Source organism: Microbaculum marinum (assembly GCF_037855135.1).
GTDB classification, from domain to species: Bacteria; Pseudomonadota; Alphaproteobacteria; order Rhizobiales; family Tepidamorphaceae; genus Microbaculum; species Microbaculum marinum.
In genome coordinates, this window is sequence record NZ_JAZHOF010000003.1 from 402572 (window position 1) to 419178 (window position 16607).

General features: G+C 62.6%; 14 protein-coding genes and 2 pseudogenes. 1 reads left to right on the forward strand and 15 read right to left on the reverse strand.

Annotation, left to right across the window (positions count from 1 at the left end; all coding sequences use genetic code 11):
• Positions 1-25 precede the first annotated feature (25 nt).
• On the forward strand, positions 26-859 hold the full coding sequence (locus V3328_RS08965) for a hypothetical protein (RefSeq protein ID WP_340329301.1): 834 nt from the start codon (positions 26-28) through the stop codon (positions 857-859).
• On the opposite strand, the pseudogene V3328_RS08970 reads toward V3328_RS08965, so the two are convergent.
• From V3328_RS08970 to V3328_RS09040, 15 genes and pseudogenes are all read right to left on the reverse strand, one after another.
• Positions 840-956, reverse strand: a pseudogene (locus V3328_RS08970) (transposase); the annotation flags it as partial. The gene V3328_RS08965 and the pseudogene V3328_RS08970 sit on opposite strands and share 20 nt — an antisense overlap.
• A gap of 114 nt (positions 957-1070) precedes the next feature.
• Positions 1071-2236 (reverse strand): annotated as a pseudogene (locus tag V3328_RS08975) (IS3 family transposase).
• 61 nt (positions 2237-2297) lie between these two features.
• Positions 2298-2948 carry a TerC family protein gene (locus V3328_RS08980; RefSeq protein ID WP_340329302.1) on the reverse strand — a complete coding sequence of 217 codons (651 nt, stop codon included), beginning with the start codon at positions 2946-2948 and terminating at the stop codon, positions 2298-2300.
• 221 nt (positions 2949-3169) lie between these two features.
• On the reverse strand, positions 3170-4153 hold the full coding sequence (locus V3328_RS08985) for a tripartite tricarboxylate transporter substrate binding protein (protein ID WP_340329303.1): 984 nt from the start codon (positions 4151-4153) through the stop codon (positions 3170-3172).
• A 75-nt stretch (positions 4154-4228) separates the two neighbouring features.
• Positions 4229-5131, reverse strand: a complete 903-nt coding sequence (locus tag V3328_RS08990) for an IclR family transcriptional regulator (protein ID WP_340329304.1) — start codon at positions 5129-5131, stop codon at positions 4229-4231.
• A gap of 10 nt (positions 5132-5141) precedes the next feature.
• Positions 5142-5705: a gamma carbonic anhydrase family protein gene (locus tag V3328_RS08995; protein WP_340329305.1), complete on the reverse strand. Its 564-nt coding sequence runs from the start codon at positions 5703-5705 to the stop codon at positions 5142-5144.
• A 46-nt stretch (positions 5706-5751) separates the two neighbouring features.
• Entirely contained in the window at positions 5752-6147 is a 396-nt protein-coding gene (locus V3328_RS09000) for a nuclear transport factor 2 family protein (protein ID WP_340329306.1), read from the reverse strand.
• A 42-nt stretch (positions 6148-6189) separates the two neighbouring features.
• Positions 6190-7359: a CaiB/BaiF CoA transferase family protein gene (locus V3328_RS09005; protein ID WP_340329307.1), complete on the reverse strand. Its 1170-nt coding sequence runs from the start codon at positions 7357-7359 to the stop codon at positions 6190-6192.
• Positions 7360-7639: 280 nt separating this feature from the next.
• A complete protein-coding gene (locus V3328_RS09010) occupies positions 7640-8104 on the reverse strand; it encodes a Zn-ribbon domain-containing OB-fold protein (protein WP_340329308.1) in 465 nt (154 codons plus the stop codon).
• A gap of 3 nt (positions 8105-8107) precedes the next feature.
• Positions 8108-9376 (reverse strand): thiolase C-terminal domain-containing protein, encoded by a 1269-nt coding sequence (locus V3328_RS09015; RefSeq protein WP_340329309.1) that lies wholly within the window; start codon positions 9374-9376, stop codon positions 8108-8110.
• A 9-nt stretch (positions 9377-9385) separates the two neighbouring features.
• Positions 9386-11218, reverse strand: coding sequence for a hydantoinase B/oxoprolinase family protein (locus tag V3328_RS09020; protein WP_340329310.1), 1833 nt, complete (start codon positions 11216-11218; stop codon positions 9386-9388).
• A gap of 16 nt (positions 11219-11234) precedes the next feature.
• Positions 11235-13298 carry a hydantoinase/oxoprolinase family protein gene (locus V3328_RS09025; protein ID WP_340329311.1) on the reverse strand — a complete coding sequence of 688 codons (2064 nt, stop codon included), beginning with the start codon at positions 13296-13298 and terminating at the stop codon, positions 11235-11237.
• Positions 13299-13373: 75 nt separating this feature from the next.
• Positions 13374-14849, reverse strand: a complete 1476-nt coding sequence (locus V3328_RS09030; RefSeq protein ID WP_340329312.1) for a tripartite tricarboxylate transporter permease — start codon at positions 14847-14849, stop codon at positions 13374-13376.
• 3 nt (positions 14850-14852) lie between these two features.
• Entirely contained in the window at positions 14853-15374 is a 522-nt protein-coding gene (locus V3328_RS09035; protein ID WP_340329313.1) for a tripartite tricarboxylate transporter TctB family protein, read from the reverse strand.
• On the reverse strand, positions 15371-16417 hold the full coding sequence (locus V3328_RS09040) for a Bug family tripartite tricarboxylate transporter substrate binding protein (RefSeq protein ID WP_340329505.1): 1047 nt from the start codon (positions 16415-16417) through the stop codon (positions 15371-15373). Before V3328_RS09040 ends, V3328_RS09035 begins: the two co-directional genes overlap by 4 nt.
• Between the last annotated feature and the right edge of the window lie 190 nt (positions 16418-16607).

Sequence of the window (16607 nt, forward strand, 5' to 3'; positions counted from 1 at the left end):
GAAGCAAGACCTTCGGGAACTGACCATGTTCCAGAAGACCCTGATCGAGGAGGCCAATTGGAAGATCATGCTGCGAACCGACGGCCAGGCCCAGGAAGCGACGCTCGCGGAAGTCGTCATCCGCAAACTGTTCCAGGTCGCCGCCAACGGCTCGCCGCATGCGCTCGGCCATGTCCTGCGCACCATCATCGACGCGCAATCCCTCAATCAGGCCCTGATCCGCGACGAGGTGGAACAGGGCCGGCAGATCAAGGAACGTCTGCAGAAACGCCTCGACCAGGCAGTTCATGAAGGCGCCGATCCGGTCTGGGTCGTTCCGCACCCGGACGACATCGTCGTCATCGAGGACGAAGGCTGGTCGGTGAAGGGTCCGGTGGACGAAGAAGGGCTCAAGCCTATCCGACAAACCGTCGCCATGCGGGACGTATTCCTGCTCCAGAGCACGCTGGACGAGCGGCTCGCGCTGGCATCGCAACGCGACGACCCGGCGCTACCCTTCGCAGAAACCGCCGGCAGCGCGTCACTGGTCTTCGCAGGCATGCTCAACGACAGTCTGCCGGAGCGGTTCCGCAAACCCGAAACCGAAATGATGGGCGACCTGATGAAATACCGCCGACTGACCAAGCGCGAACTGCTCAAGCTGACCCGTGGCGCCTGGAGCGTCATCAAGCAGCCCAAACCGCGCGGAACTACCATTCCGCCATGGAGAGACGTCAGTCCGCGGATGGAACGGCTCATCGGTATCATCAATGAGGTTCTGGATCGGATTAGGGATGGCACGCTCAAAGACGATCGCGCGGTTGCGGAGAAGCTGTGCGAGATGATCGAGAGGACAACCCGAAGAACGTGTTCTGGCTGAGACCATGGCTCCGGCACGCCTCGGCAATAGGTCTGCCGTCTTCTGCCTGCTTGATGATGAACGCCATCTGTGTGTTCGTGAAATTGCTCGCCTTCATGGCTCTCCATTCCTCTCCCAGCCAGGGAATCAACGCGGAAAACTCTAATCAAAAGAGAGGGCGTTTCCGGGGATCTGGAGTTGGAGTTCCCCCGGTTTCGTGGACGGATACACGTTAGCAGATTCTAGCCGTTCTAGCCTGTCTCCTTTCGTAGGCTATGGGCGACTGGTATCTGAGCGCCGAGTGGCGCCGGGCGGGATTGTACCATCCTTCGATGAACCCGAAGATCGCCATGCGCGCCTCCGCCTTGGTCTGGAACTTGCGCCGATCGAGCAGTTCGCTTTCCAGCGTGGCAAAGAAGCTTTCGCACATCGCATTGTCATAGGCATCGCCGATCGAACCCATGGACGGCCGAACGCCGGCTTCCTTGCATCGGAGGCCGAAGGCTACCGATGTGTATTGCGATCCCTGATCGCTGTGATGGATGACGTTCCTCGGCTTGCGTTGCCCGACCGCCATATTCATCGCGTCGATGACGAGTTGGGCTCTGAGGTTGTGACCCATGGCCCATCCGACGATCCTGCGGCTGAAGGCATCAAGGACGACCGCAAGATACAGGAAGCCAGCCCAGGTTGGCACATAGGTAATGTCGGCGACCCAGAGCATGTTCGGTTCACGGGCATAGAAGTTCCGGTCGACCAGATCGCTGGCTGGCCGCAATCGTTCGTCGCGGATCCTGGTTCGCGTTCCCCCGCGGCGGCTGACGCCCTTCAAGCCTGCGGCTTTCATCAATCGCTCAACACACTTGCGACCGACATGGACGCCGGCATCAGCCAGTTCGGCATGGATGCGTGGGGCTCCATAGGTTTTTTTCGAAGCGGCATGGATCTTCCCGATCCGCTGGATCAGATCGCCATCGGCCATTGAACGGGCCGATGGTGATCGGCTGCTCTACGCATAGAAGCCGCTGCGTGACACGCCCAGCGTCTTCGCCATCGTCTCGACAGGATACACGGCCTGGTTCGCGGTCATGAACTGGAAGACCGGGACGACGTCACGTCGTTCGCTGCAAACCAGGCCGCGGCCTTTGAGAGGATGTCGCGCTTCGTTCGAAGCTGACGGTTCTCCTTGCGCAGGCGCCGAAGCTCTTCCCGCTCGGCGCTGGTCAGGCCGTCATCGCGGGTCCCACCGTCGATCTCCGCCTGCTTGACCCAGCCATGGATCGTGGCGACACACGGTTCGAACTCCCAGGCAAGGCTCTCGATACTACGTCCCGCCTTAGCCAGCTCGACAATTTTCTCCTTAAATTCCGCAGGGTACGGGTTCCTGGTGCTCGGCATGAAAAAACGCTCCTTCACAATCGAAAAAGTGTCCATCAAACCGGGGGAACTCCAACTCCATTCAGACAACATAGGGCCACACCTCCTGTGCGCCCTGATAAGTCATGCTCAACGCAACATAGAGGATGATCAGAAGCCCGATATAGGCAATCCACCGATTGCGGTCGAGAAGTCCGGCAACGAACGAAGCGGCAGCACCCATTAACGCGACAGACAGAATCAGACCAAACACTAGAATAGTAGGATGTTCGTGAGCGGCTCCGGCGACCGCCAGCACATTGTCGAGCGACATGGAGATATCGGCAACGACTATCTGAACGGCCGCTTGACCGAACGTCTTAGTCGGCGTGCGAACACCGACGACTCCGTCAGCATCGAGGTCGGAGTCGGTGATCGTCTCCTGAACAATCAGGTCATCGTCGGCCGTGGATCGCATCTCGCGCCACATCTTCCAGCAAACCCAAAGCAGCAGGATGCCACCGGCCAGCAATAGGCCGACGATCGCAAGCAACTGAGTGGCGACGCTGGCAAACAGGATCCGGAGGATGGTGGCGGCGACAATGCCGACGAAGATCGCCCTGCCGCGCTGCTTTCGCGGCAGACCGGCCGCGGCCATACCGATCACGACAGCATTGTCGCCGGCCAGCACGAGGTCAATGACGACCACCTGAACGAACGCGATCAACGTCGGCGCCTCTAACAGATCTATCATGGCGGAACCTATGGGCCTGGAACTGCAAAGCTACGCTATGCGGCCGCTCGAAAAGCCGGATGAATTGAGCGCAGGGGCTAGACCGATGCTTCTGGATTGTTCGCGATGCCGGAAGCAGTCGCACCGACCGGGGCGATTGCCCGCAATAGGCGGGCAATGGCGGGCAAGCGAATGCCGGTTCCGCGAAGAAACCGGCATCCGCGACCCAGTACCGGATCGGACTACTGGGTGAGGCCCAGTTTGTCGGCCAGCGGGCGCATCCAGCCCTCCGCCGATTCGATCGCTTCACGAGCCTGGTCCCCGGTCAGATAGTTCGGGGTGAGCTCCAGCTGGATCAGGCTCTCGTCGAGTTCGTCGCCGTACTTGTCGTAGGCCTGCTTGTGGGCCTCGATCAGTTTGGTCTTCACGTCCTCGGGCAGTCCGTCGGGACCGACCAGTATGCTGTGATATTTTAGCGAGGCGTCGTAGCCGAGTTCCTTCAGCGTCGGCACGTCGGGTGCCTTGATCGCCCGCTCGTCGCCCGTGTTCGCCAAGAGCCTGATCTCCCCGCTGTCACCCAGACTTCCGAGAGAGGGCGGGATGCCGAGGTCAAGATGGCCGCCGATCAGCGCCGCGTTTTCTTCCGCGCTCGACTTGAACGGGATGTGGGCGACTTCCACGCCGGCCTCGCGCCACAGGATCTCGCCGATGAAGTGGCTGAGCGATCCGACACCGTGGGTCCCGTAGGTCAGCTCTCCGGGGCGCTGCCTGGCCTCCTCGATGAACTCATCCAGACTGGCCCAGCGCGCGTCCTTCTTGACCGCGAAATAGACCGAACCCTTTGCATAGGCATAGAGGAGATCGAAATCGTCGAGTTCGTAGTCGACCTGGCTCTGCAGTATACGCACGACGAGCAGCGGCGATTCGGAACCGAGCATCAGCGTATAGCCGTCCGGCTCGGCCTCCGAGACCAGCTTCGCCCCCAGCGCCGACCCGGCTCCGGGCTTGTTGACGACATAGACCGGCTGCCCCAGGAACTCCGACCATTTGTCGGCGAGGTATCTGGCCGACAGGTCGGACGTACCGCCCGGAGAGAACGGCACGACGACTTCGATCGGCCGCGACGGATACTCGTCAGATCGCGCTTCGTTGCCTGTCATGGTGATCGTCGACATCGCCATCAGGACGCACCCCGTCGCGAACCTGATCAACTTGTTTATGGCCATTTTCGGTAACTCCCTTTCCATTCCCCTCGAAGGCAGGTCAACCGCGGCCCCACAGGTCGCGACATCCGCCGGACGTCATTTCGGTGGATACATGGTCATTCGCGGCAGGCCGGCGCACGCGGCCCGGATGGAAGCGACGATTTCGTTGCGCCGCTTCGTGTTCACTCGCTGGCTGATTGCAGTCACGCTGATCGCGGCGGCAATCTGGTCATGCTCGAGCAGGACCACCGCGACGCCGCTCACGCCGCGTGTCATCTGGCCGTCCTGGTACCCGAATCCGAGCGTCCGCGACCGCGCCACGGCCTTGCGAACTGTCTCGGGATCGAGCCCGATCTCCTCGTAGGCGGCCTCGCACCTCTCCAGCACCCGATCACACTCGTCGGTCGGCAGATAGGCCAGCATCGCCAGTCCAGCGGCGCCGGCACCGAGCGGCAGGCGGGTGCCCACCTCCAGCACCAGCGCAGGGATCTCGTAGGTACCCAGTTCGCGTGCGATGCAGATCGTTTCGTCGCCCGACCGGATCTGGAGGAAAACGGTGTCTCCGGTCTCGGCGGCGATCCTGGTCATCGCCGGCCGGAAGAGATCGCGAACGGCGAATTGCGCATGCGCCGTAGCAGCAAGCGATATGAGCTCCGGTCCAAGCTGATAGGTCTTCTGGTCCGGTCGCTGCATGACCAGATTGGAATAGGCCAGCGTGCCGAGCACGCGATGGGCGGTGGCCACGTTCAGGCCCAGTTCGGTCGCGACGTCGGTCAGGCGCTTGCCGTTTTCGCCGCCGGCTGCAATCGAGCGCAGAACATCGATAGCGCGCAGTATCGCCTGGGTTCCGGCAGGCGGCTTCGATTGAGAAGGCTCGTTCTTTTTCTTGCGCACCGCATGACACCTTTCTTCGAAGTTGAACACGCGGCAAACCAGCCTCGAAGGCACAACCGGTGTCAACGCCCAAGACCAATCGCTGCACCCGGCCGAGATGTGCATGGCGCTGTCCTTAGTCCGCCGTCGCAAGCGGCGAGCGCGATCGCATCGCGCCCAGATCACGGTCGAACCAGGTCGCCTTGCGCGAATAGGAGGCGGCATCCTCGAGATGGCCGCTGGCCTCTTCCTCGGAAAGGGCACGCATCGGTCGCGCCGGCACTCCCGCCCAGAGCTCGTGCCGCCTGATGCGCTTTCCAGGAGACAGCAGTGCACCGGCCGCCAGCATTCCGCCACCTTCGACTACACAGCCGTTCAGGACGGTCGCGCCCATGCCCACGAAAGCGCCATCTTCCAGGGTGCAGCCGTGCAGGATGCAGCCATGGCCGACCGTCACGTCATCGCCGACCACGGTTCTCATTTCGCCGGGGTCGACATGGACGATCGTTCCGTCCTGGATATTGCTTCGCTCGCCAATTCGGATCGTATTTGTGTCGCCGCGAAGCACACAGTTGAACCAGACGCTCGAACCCGCGCCGATCCACACCTTGCCGATGACAGCAGCGGTTGGCGCGACCCAGGCGTCCGGATGTATAATCGGCTCCTCATCGCCGAGACTGAAAATACTTTTGCCCATCATGATCCAGAACTTCTTCTCAATTACGCACGAATATCAATTCTGCATTCTATAAATAGTAAGACTTGTGAATTATCTTCCAGCGACCGTCGATCTTCGCGAGATTGAACAGATCCTGCCCCTCCATCGCCCGGTCGCCCATGACGAACCGGAAAGGGACACGCGCCGTGGCAATATGGTCGGCGAGCAACACGTCGATCTCGAGCGCCTGCTCTTCGGCATTGTCGAACTTCTCGTGCAGCGATCCGATCGACTCGACGAATTCGTCGAGCGTGCTGACCCGCATCGCATCGCCCTTGACGTAGTAGTGCATGATGTTGGCATCGGGATGGAACGTCGATCTGAAGAGATCCGCGTTCCAGGTGCGGACCGCTTCCAGGTAGTCGTTGATGGCCGCCCGGACCTCTTCCTTCCGCTCGTCGACGCTTGCCGTATCACCTGCCATGCTGGCACCTTTCCGTTCTGCTGTTGTTTCGTGAGTGAAGGCTCACCGCACCGCCCCGCTTCGGCGGAGCCGCCGGCGCTCATCGGGTTCGATACCGACCCGTTCGAGGATGTCGTCCGTGTGTTCTCCGACTGCCGGGCAACGGCCACGCGGATCGCCGCTCGACAGCGGGACGCATCCGGGCACGTTGACGGTCGGAGCGATTGTCCCCTCGAAGACTTCCGCGTGCGGGAGTATGCCCGAGGACTTCACGTGGGGATCGGCGAGGAAATCCAAGTAGGTATTGACGGCGGAGTTCATGACCCCGGCCGCGCTCAGCCGCCCGGACCAGTGTGCAGTTGTCTGCTTCCTGAACTCGGCCGCGAGCATAGGCATGAGAACCTCCTTATGCTCGCGCCGGGCGTCGCGCGTCGCGAAACGCGGGTCGGTCGCCATGTCCGGCCGTCCGAGCTGCTCGCACAAGGCTGCGTAGTGCGCATCGCGCATCGCCGAGATGGCGATGTACCCATCGCTGGTCGGCATCACACCGACCGGCACGTAGGACACCTGCGGCCGCCCGTCCTCCATGTATGCCTCGATGATCTTGGCCGACTGGAACGCCGCCGCCGCCTGCATCATCGAGCAATCAATGTGAGCGCCGTTGCCGTTCCGCAGCCGCTCTATGAAAGCGCTGGCGATCGCCTGGTAGGCGTACAGACCGGTGAGGACGTCGATTGCCGTGATGTCGCTTCGCATCGGCGTTCCGTCGCCGTCCCGGTGAAGGGTCATCCAGCCCGAGAACGCCTGGATCACCGCATCGGTGACGCGCAAGTCGCGATACTCGCCTTTTTGGCCGAAGCCGCTGATTGAAAGATAGATGATGTCGGCCCGAAGCGTGCGCAGGTCGTCATAGCCGAAGCCCAGTCGCGCAGCGACACCCGGCCGAAAGCTCTCGATGAATATGTCCGCGCGTTCGGCAAGCCTCTTCGCGACCGTCTGTCCGCCCTCAGATTTCAGGTTCAGGGCGATGGACTGCTTGCCACGATTGAACGAAACCGCCTGTGCGCAGAACTCGCCGTAGCGCTTTCCGAGCGTCCGCCCCCAATCACCATCCATCGGTTCCAGCTTGATCACTTCCGCGCCGTTCTGCGCGAGAAGCATGCCCGCATGTGGACCGGCCACACCCTGCGAGACGTCAAGAACCTTGATGCCCGAAAACGGAAAGCCGCTCATTCCACCTATTCCCAAACAACGCACGGACCATTCAAAGGGCCGCGGATAGATTTGTCAATATATAAATATTCATTTCATAATATGAAATACCTGAGATTTACACTGCGCCCGGCGCGAACCGTCATTCCGGCGCCGGGACGGTCTGTTGAACGGGGAGAAAGCGTCCGGTCCGCGGGCGAAAGAGCCCCGCACACGAGCACGGCGGGGCGCGCCAGGGCGGCAATCGTTGGCGCCGCCAGCCAGCTCCACCGGCCCGGAAGCTTCCCTGCAAAGGCTGCCGTCAGGCAGGTTCGTCCGGCGCCCAGGCCGGCAGCGTCACCTGATCGTTGACCGGCCGGAAGACCATGCGCATGCGCTGACCGATTGCGACGGTTGGAACGGGCGGCGGCCCTTCCGCCGACGGTGGCGGCACCACCTTTGCCGCAATCCGGATTTCGGCATCGGGCCGATCGGCCTGCACGTCCAGCTGTACGATCGCGACCACGTACGGGTCCTCTCCCTTCGGCGTGTGCCGGACGGTCGTATAGGAGTAGACATCGCCAACGGCCTCGACCGACACCCATACGGAACCGGTCGCTCCGCAATACGGACACCCCCCCATCGGCGGATACCGGATCAGCCGACAACCCTCGCAGCGCTGGAGCCGAAGCTGCCCCCTCCTGCAATGGTCGAGAAACGCGATGTTGTCAGGATCGAGGTCATCGACCACGAGGCGCGCCCTGCCGAGATCCGCTTCGATCGCCACTTGCTAGTCCCTAGCCAGTACCATTGCCGATCCGGTCGCGATCGTGCCCCAGCCAAGATTGGCAGCAACCCGGGCGTCCCGCACTTGGCGGCACATTCCCGCCGGCCCGTGGTCATAGGTGTGCATGCGCCTGCCCGAAGCGCCTACCGGACAGCCATCGTCGGCGTCATGCCGCAGCTGCCGCACGTTCTCGATCACGAGGTTCATCCCGTTGGAATAGCCCTCGCAAAGAAGGCCGCCGCCGGTGTTGTTGGGGCGCTGTCCGCCCAGTCTCATGGTCCCGTCGGAAACGTAGGCCCCGCCCTCGCCCTTGGAACAGAATCCGTAGTCTTCCAGAAGCAGAAGCGAAGTGAAGGTGAACGCGTCATAGGCCGCCGTGACATCCACATGCTCAGGACCGATGCCCGCATTCCGCCACAGGCGGTCCGCGGCCAGCCGGCCGGCCGTCGTGGTGATGTCGCCTGAGAGAAAATAGATATCGCTGCGCGGCTTGCTCACCCGGCCGACGACCGACTGCACGAAGACCGGCACGTGGCGGCAATCCATCGCCCGCTCGCGGCTGGTAACGATAATGCAGGTGGCGGAGTCCGTTTCCACGCAGCATTCGAGCAGATGGATCGGCTCGGCGATAATACGGCTTTCCAGTACCTGGTCGACGGTTACCTGCTTCGGATAGAGCGCCTTGGGATTGCGCGCCGCATGCTCGCTGTGGATCACCTTGACCATCGCGACCTGCTGCGGCGTTGTGCCGTAGACGTGCATGTGCCGCATGAATGCCGGCGCGAAGCTCTGCGCCGGCGAGGACAGGCCCTGCCCCCGGGTATGCAGCTCCGCACCGGACATGATCCTCGTCTTTCCGGGCGCGCCGATGCGGACGCCGCTGTAGCCGTTCATGGAGCGGTACACGGCCACCGTCTCGCACATGCCTGCCTCGATCACGCCGATGGCGACGCCGACGAGGGCCTCCACCGAGGCTCCGCCGCCGATGCTGTCGAGGTGAAAGTTCAGGCGAATACCCAAGTCTGCGGCAACGAACTGAGACACCGTGGAGTCGGCCATGGAATGCGACAGCATCCCGTCGATGTCGGATAGACGCAGCCCGGCATCCGACACCGCGTTCCGGATCGCCTGACCGGCCATCGCCCGGGTGCTCAGTCCCGACCCGCGCGTGTACGCCGTTTCGCCGAGACCGACCAGCGCGTAGCGGCCACGTAAGGCGGAAGCGGTTGCGCCGTCCGTTTCAGCGTGCCGGCTGGCCGCGGTCGTCCCCATCGCGCGCCGTCACTCGTACCGCGGCAGCGCGAGCCGCTCGGCGTACTCCGGTCCGCGATCGAAGCGATGGTCCGCGACCGGCCGCTGCCTGGAAAGCCGGTCGCGCAGTTCCCTGCTGGCATCTTCCGCAACGGCGCCGTCGACGATCACCACCCCGTAGTCCGAGGCCGCCTTCTCCGCCGAGACCCGGCCGCTTCGAACGTCGGCTAGAACAGCATCGAAAGGCCTTTGCAGCGGGTCGCCATAGCCGCCGCCGCCGGTCGTGAAAATCTCGATCCGGTCGCCGGCGGCAATGCCGGTCACGAACTTCGAGGGAACGTCCTCGCTGTCGCCGTTCCCCCGATGCAGGATCGTGCGGCAGCACGGCGCTGCCGTCCCGCCATCAAGTCCCCACGGCGCGAAGTCGTGCCGGTCGCGACGATGGGTCATCACCGCGTCGCCGCGCAGCAGCTCGATCTCCGAGTGATAGCCGAGGCCGCCGCGGTAGCGGCCCGGACCACCGGAGTCCTGCCACAATCGCAAGTACTTGACGCGGAACGGCGTATCGGCCTCAAAGGCCTCGACGGGGTACCGCACGATGTTGGAGGCATCCGACGATATGACGTCCACGCCATCCTTGCCGGGACGGCCACCCATACCGCCGGACGTCGGCACGCCCAGCATGGATACGTATTTGCGCGACACCTTCGGATCGGATCCGCCGACGTAGATGTAGTTCGACTGTCCGTCGCAGGCGGCCGGAACCCGCCCCGGGAACGCCTGCGCAAGCGCCCCCATCATCACGCTGACGATACGGCGGACGGTGATCGTGCGGGCTGCCACCGGCGCGGGAAACGAGGCGTTGACGATCGTCCCTTCCGGAAAAATTGTGCGGATCGCCCGGTGAACGCCCTCGCATTTCGGCGCCTGGGGGACGCATACGGCACGGATTGCGAAATAAACCGCGGCCAGCGTCGTGGAGGGGACGCAATTCAGCGCGCCGCGCGCCTGCGGATCGGTGCCGGTGAAGTCGGCGATCACCGTCCCGTCCTCGAAGCTCAGCTTGACGGCGATCTTCACAGGTGTGTGCGGGTCGATGCCGTTGTCGTCGAGATAGTCGGAAAACTCGAACGGTCCGGGCGGTGCCTTTGCCAGGGCTTCGCGCGTCAGCCGTTCGGCGTGGTCCTGCAAATGGTCGAAGCCGAGGACCAGGCGATCGTGACCGACCTCGTCGACGAGCTCGAGGATGCGCCGGCGCCCCATCAGGCAGCAGGCGACCTGGGCTTCGATATCGCCGACGACGCCTTCCGGCACGCGCACGTTGCTGGCGATCATCTCGAAGAGGTCTTCGTTGCGTTCGCCCGCCTTGAACAGCTTCATAGGGGGGATGATCAGCCCTTCGGCAAACAGCTCGGTGGAATCCGGCGGCGTGCTGCCGGGGACCCTGCCGCCGATGTCCTGCTTGTGCGCGATGCTGGCGCTGTAGGCGATCGGCACGCCGTCATGGAAGACAGGGCAGATGACGTTGATGTCGGGCAGATGCGTGCCGCCCTTGTAAGGGTCGTTGAGGCAGAAGATGTCGCCTTCGACCATGTTGCCTTCGAACAGCTCTATTACCTTTCGCACGGCCGGAATCAGGCTGCCGAGATGGACGGGGATCGCCGAGGCCTGGGCGATCGTGTTGCCGCCGGCATCGAAGATGGCCGTCGATCCGTCGAGGGCTTCCTTCATGATCGCCGAGAACGAACTTCTCAGCAGGATCGATTCCATTTCGTCCGCGACGACGTTGAGTCTGTTGCGGATAACCTCGAGTGTGACGGGATCGATTTCGATCGATGCGACTTCTTTTTCTGCAACCAGCATGACTTTGCCTTGTCTCTTACCCGACCGAGGGTTCGATGATGAGATTGCCGACCGCGTCGACGACCAGATGCTGTCCCGGAAACAGGATCGTCGTGGTGTCGCGCTGTTCGAGGATGGCCGGTCCGGCGATGCGCGCGGCAACCGGCAGTTTCTGGCGGTCGTAGACGTCCGTGGAACGGTACCCTTCGTTCAGATCGAACAGCGCCATCCTCGAGGACTTGCGAGCCTCGTCCACGGACCGCGCCTCTCCTGAGTATGCGAACACGGGATTGGACACCGGATGCGACAGGACCACGCCCAACGCGACGATGGTCGTTTCCTGATTGCTGCGCGAATACCCGTACAGCCGCTCGTGCTCGATGTTGAAGTCGCCGACGATTCGTTCGACGGTTGTCGCCCCGACCGGCTCCGTCCCATCCAGGGCGATCTCGAGGTCGTAGGACTGATTGGAATACCTGATGTAGGCGAACCGGTTCACCCGCGCCGCATCGGGATCCACGCCGTCTCCTGCCATGCGCTGTCTGCACACAGCGGTGAGCTCGGTGAACTCGCGTTCCATCTCTTGAAGATCGATGTGCTCGGTCTTCCTCAGGAAGGTTCTCGACTGCTCGTGCTCGATCTGGGCTGCAAGCAGTCCGTTCGCGCACAGCACGCCCGGCAGGGGGGGAATGATTGCCTTCCGGCAGCCCAGCGAAGCGGCCAGCGCAGCGGCATGGACCGGCCCGCCACCGCCCAGCCCCATCAGCGCGAATTTGCGGGGATCGTATCCCCGGTCGACCGAAGCGAGCTTGATCGCATCCGCCATCATCGCGTTGATGATCCGGTGCATCCCCAGCGCGAGGGTCGGCACATCCATTCCGATCTTGTCCCCGAGACGGCCAAGCGCCTCGCGGGCGCGCTCAGGCTCCGCCTTAACCTCGCCCCAGCCGAACTCCTCCGCGTCCAGGTACCCGAGCACCAGGCTGGCATCGGTTATCGTCGGCTCGGTGCCGCCGCGACCGTAGCAGGCCGGTCCCGGCGACGCGCCGGCGCTCTGCGGACCGACCTTGAGCGCGCCGCCCTGATCCACCCAGGCGATACTGCCGCCCCCTGCCCCGATGCAGCTGACGTCGACCATCTGCTGGCGCAGAGGGTAGCGGTCGAGCTTTCCCTCGCCGGTGACAAGGGGCTTGCCGCCGGTAATCAGCGCGATATCGCAGCTCGTTCCGCCGATATCGACGCTGATCAGATTGGTGGCGCCAGCTCCCCGGCCGCAGTATCCCGCCCCGATCACGCCCGCCGCCGGGCCCGACAACGCCGTCGTAATCGGCCTTTCCGCGGCCTGACGCCATCCGACGATGCCGCCGCGGCTCTGCATGATCTGCAGCGTCACGGCGCTGGACTCGCTCGTCAGGTTGTCGGCGAGATTGCGCAGATAGGTTTCCGCGACCGGCTTCAGGTAGGCGTCGAACGCAGTCATCACCAGCCGCTCGTACTCGCGCATGTGCGGATCGACCTCCGAGGAAATGGAGATCTTCACATCCGGGTATTGGCGGCCGATCAGGTCGCGCGCCCTGCGCTCATGGTCGGGAGCGAGATAGGAGAACAGGAAACAGATCGCGATCGAGGTGACGCCGCAATCGACCAGTCGGCGGGCGGCGTCGACAACGGCTTCCTCGTTCAGATCGACAACCACATCGCCGCTGGAATCCAGCCGTTCGGGAATCCCGTACATCCGTTCGCGCGGGCACAGGAACTGCGGCGTCTCGGGATCGAGGAACAGATCGTACATGTCCGTACGCTTCTGCCTGCCGATCACGAGTATGTCCTCGAATCCCTCGGTGCAGAGGATTCCAAGCTTCGCGCCCTTGCGCTCGAGTATCGCGTTCAGCGAAACCGTGGAGCTGTGCGCGACCCTTTCGAGATCGCTCCTGTCCTTGCCGACCATGCCGAGGATCTTGTCCACGCCGGCAACCACCGCCGCGCCGGGATCGTGGGGGGTCGACGCAACCTTCGCAAAGGCCGCGACATTGCCCTCGGTGTCCAGGGAAACGACGTCGGTGAAGGTACCGCCGATATCAATCCCGATCGTAATGCTCACAAGTACTCCTCCAAGAGAGACTCCTCCTCAATGCACGCTCGACGACATGCCGGCATGGGATGCAGGAGGGATGCGTTAGGTTGAACTCTTGCCGACCACTCGCTTCATCAGCGGAAAGCACAGCACGATCGCCGCCAGGGCAATCAACGCGGCACTGATCGGCCGCTCCACGAAAATCTGCGGAGATCCGCGCGACATCAGCAGCGACTGGCGGAAGGCGTTCTCCATCAGCGGGCTGAGCACCAGTCCGAAGATGAACGGAGCGATGTCGTAGCTGAGCTGCCGCATGATGTACGCGAACACGCCCAGCACTCCGATGATCAGAATGTCGAACTCGTTCTGGGAGACCGTGTAGGCGCCGACAACGCAACCGACGATGATGATCGGAAACAGCAGGGTGTAGGAAATCCGCAGCAACTGGACCCAGAGGCCGATGAGCGGGAGATTGAGAACCATCAGGAATACGTTCCCGATATACATGCTCGCGATCACCGACCAGAACAGGTGGGGATGCATCTCGATCATTGCCGGTCCCGGCTGGACCCCGTGGATCTGCAGGGCTCCCAACAGCAGCGCCATGACGACGTTGGACGGCAGACCGAATGTCAGCAGCGGAATGAAGGCGCCGGCGGTCGCCGCATTGTTGGCGGTCTCCGGACCGGAGAGGCCCTCCACGGCGCCGCGGCCGAATTCCTCCTTGTGATCGGAGAGGCGTTTCTCGAGGGCATAGGAGGTCAGCGAGGCCATCACCGCGCCGCCGCCGGGCAGGATGCCCATGAAGAAGCCCAGGACCGTTCCCCGCGCCATCGGCTTCGCCGACCGCCGCCACTCCTCGCGATTCGGGAACAGGCTGCGGATACTGGTCTTGACGACATGGGGCTGGGCGGTGCGGTCGAGAAGGTTCGACAACACCTCGCCGATGCCGAACAGTCCGATCGCGGCGACCGAGATCGAGATGCCGTCGGTGAGAGTGAGCGTCCCCATCGTGAACCGGTTCTCGCCGGAGATGAGATCGATGCCCACCGCGCCGGCGAACAGGCCGAGCACGGCCATCGTGGCCGCCTTGACGAAGGGATCGGTACTCAGATTGGTAACGAGCAGGACGCCGAGCAGGATCAGCGCGAAGTACTCCGGCGGACCAAAGGCCAGCGCCACCTTCGAAAACAGTGGCGCCGCGAAGACGATCCCTGCAATCCCGATCGTGCCGCCGAAGAACGAGCCGAACGCGGCCAGTCCCAGTGCGGCGCCCGCCCGGCCCTTCCGAGCCATCATGTAGCCGTCGATGCAGGTGACGACGGATGCCGCCTCGCCGGGAATTCGCATGAGGATGGCGGTGGTCGAACCGCCGTACTGGGATCCGTAATAGATGCCCGCCAGCATGATGATCGCATTGGCCGGCCCCATGCCGAACGTGATCGGCAGCAACAGCGACATGGCGGCGGCGGGCCCCACCCCGGGCAGCACGCCGACCAAGGTCCCGGTCAGCACGCCAATGAAGCAGTACATTAGCCCCGAAAGGGTGAAGGCTTCCGCCATGTATTCCCAGATCATGGCTCACCCGATCCCGAGATTCTGGAATATGCCCATCGGCAGTCGCAGGCCGAGTAATTCGTTGAATACGATGTCGGACAAGACGGACAGGACGACCGCATACAATAGGCTTGTCACGATGTTCGCCCGCTGAATGAAGATAAGGATGACCGAAAGGGCAACTGTATTCACGACGATAAAGCCGAGTTCGTAGAATGTGAATGTATAAAAGAGAAAGACGCCCAGTATGACCGCGATTAATACAGACTTCTTCCTAAGCAAAAGAAAAAGCGCGTCCCAGGAAAAGCCCAGTCTGGTCTGTTGAGCGAACAGGACCGTACCCAGGAGTGTGAGGATCGCGCTGAGAAGCAGCGGGAAGGCCCCGGGTCCCGGCACGGCGAACGATCCGAGGCGAAGCGTGCACGACCAAGCCATCAGACCGACCCCGGCCGCGAGTACCAGCACGCCGCTGCACCTGTCGGGAGCCAGTCCGGATTCCGAGCCGAGCTCGGAATCCGGCAGTTCCGGGTCGAGCGGGACGGTCACTTCGCGGCACTCATCTGCGGGGCCAGATCCTTGAACCACTGCTCGCGCTCAGCCATCAGTTCGGCGACCTCGTCGCCTTCGATGAGGACGGGCGTCTGCTCCAGATTGAGCAGGCCTGAGTCGATTTCGTCCTTGTACTTTTCGTATGCCTGCTTGTGCGCATCGACCAACTTCTTCTTCACGTCGTCGGGAATACCGGCCGGTCCCACGATGATGTTGAGATAGCTGAGGCTCGTCTCGAAGCCGAAGTCCTTCATCGTCGGAATATCAGGTGCATAGGGCATCGTATCGCCCGCCGAGGAAACGAGGATGTTGACGTCATCGTTGTCGGCAAATGCACCGACGCGCGAGGAAACGGAAAGATCCACGTGACCTCCAAGCATCGCCGAATTGGCTTCCGGACTTGACTTGTAGGGGATGTGGGTGACGTCGACGCCGGCCTCGCGCCACAGCAGTTCGGCGGCGAAGTTGCCCATCGTGCCGATGCCGTATGACGCGTAGGTCATCTCGCCAGGACTGGCCTTGGCCGCCTCGATGAATTCGGGAAGCGTCTTCCATGCCGCGTCCGCCTGGGTGGAGAACACGATCGCACCGGCGCCATAGGCGAACAGATAGGTAAAGTCGTTGCGGTCGTAGCCGGCGTCCGGCTGCATCGTGGGGACGCTCAGAAGGCTGGTCTCGGAAGCGACCAACAGCGTGTAGCCGTCCGGCTTGGCATTGGCGACGAAGCTCGCGCCGACGGCCGAGGCGGCGCCGGGCTTGTTCACGACGATAACCGGCTGCCCCAGGAATTCGGACCAACGGTCGGCGAGGAATCGCGCCGTAAGGTCTGATGTTCCGCCTGGCGGGAAGGGAACAATCACCTCGATTGGACGTGTCGGAAATTCTTCCGCGACAGCCTGCGCCGGGCTGAGCAGCGGCATCGCGGCGGCGACGCCCAGGGCCATCGCGAGAAATCTGGTGCGTATCGGGTTCACTGCATTCTCCTCTGTCGAAGGGATCGAAGGTCCGCCTTCTGCGTACGGTCGCCGACAGACGACCATCACCACACTATTTTGTCAATATGTAATATTAACTTCCACAATATGATATTTATGAGATTGCTTCTCGCAGCGCGCCGTCCTGTCGCCGAAGGCATACAAGTCCAGATCCGCTCGAGGACAACCGGAGAACCAAGCTTTTAAGAATCGGAATGGGTCACCGGCATGCACAAAACGCCCGGTCAGCTGAGCG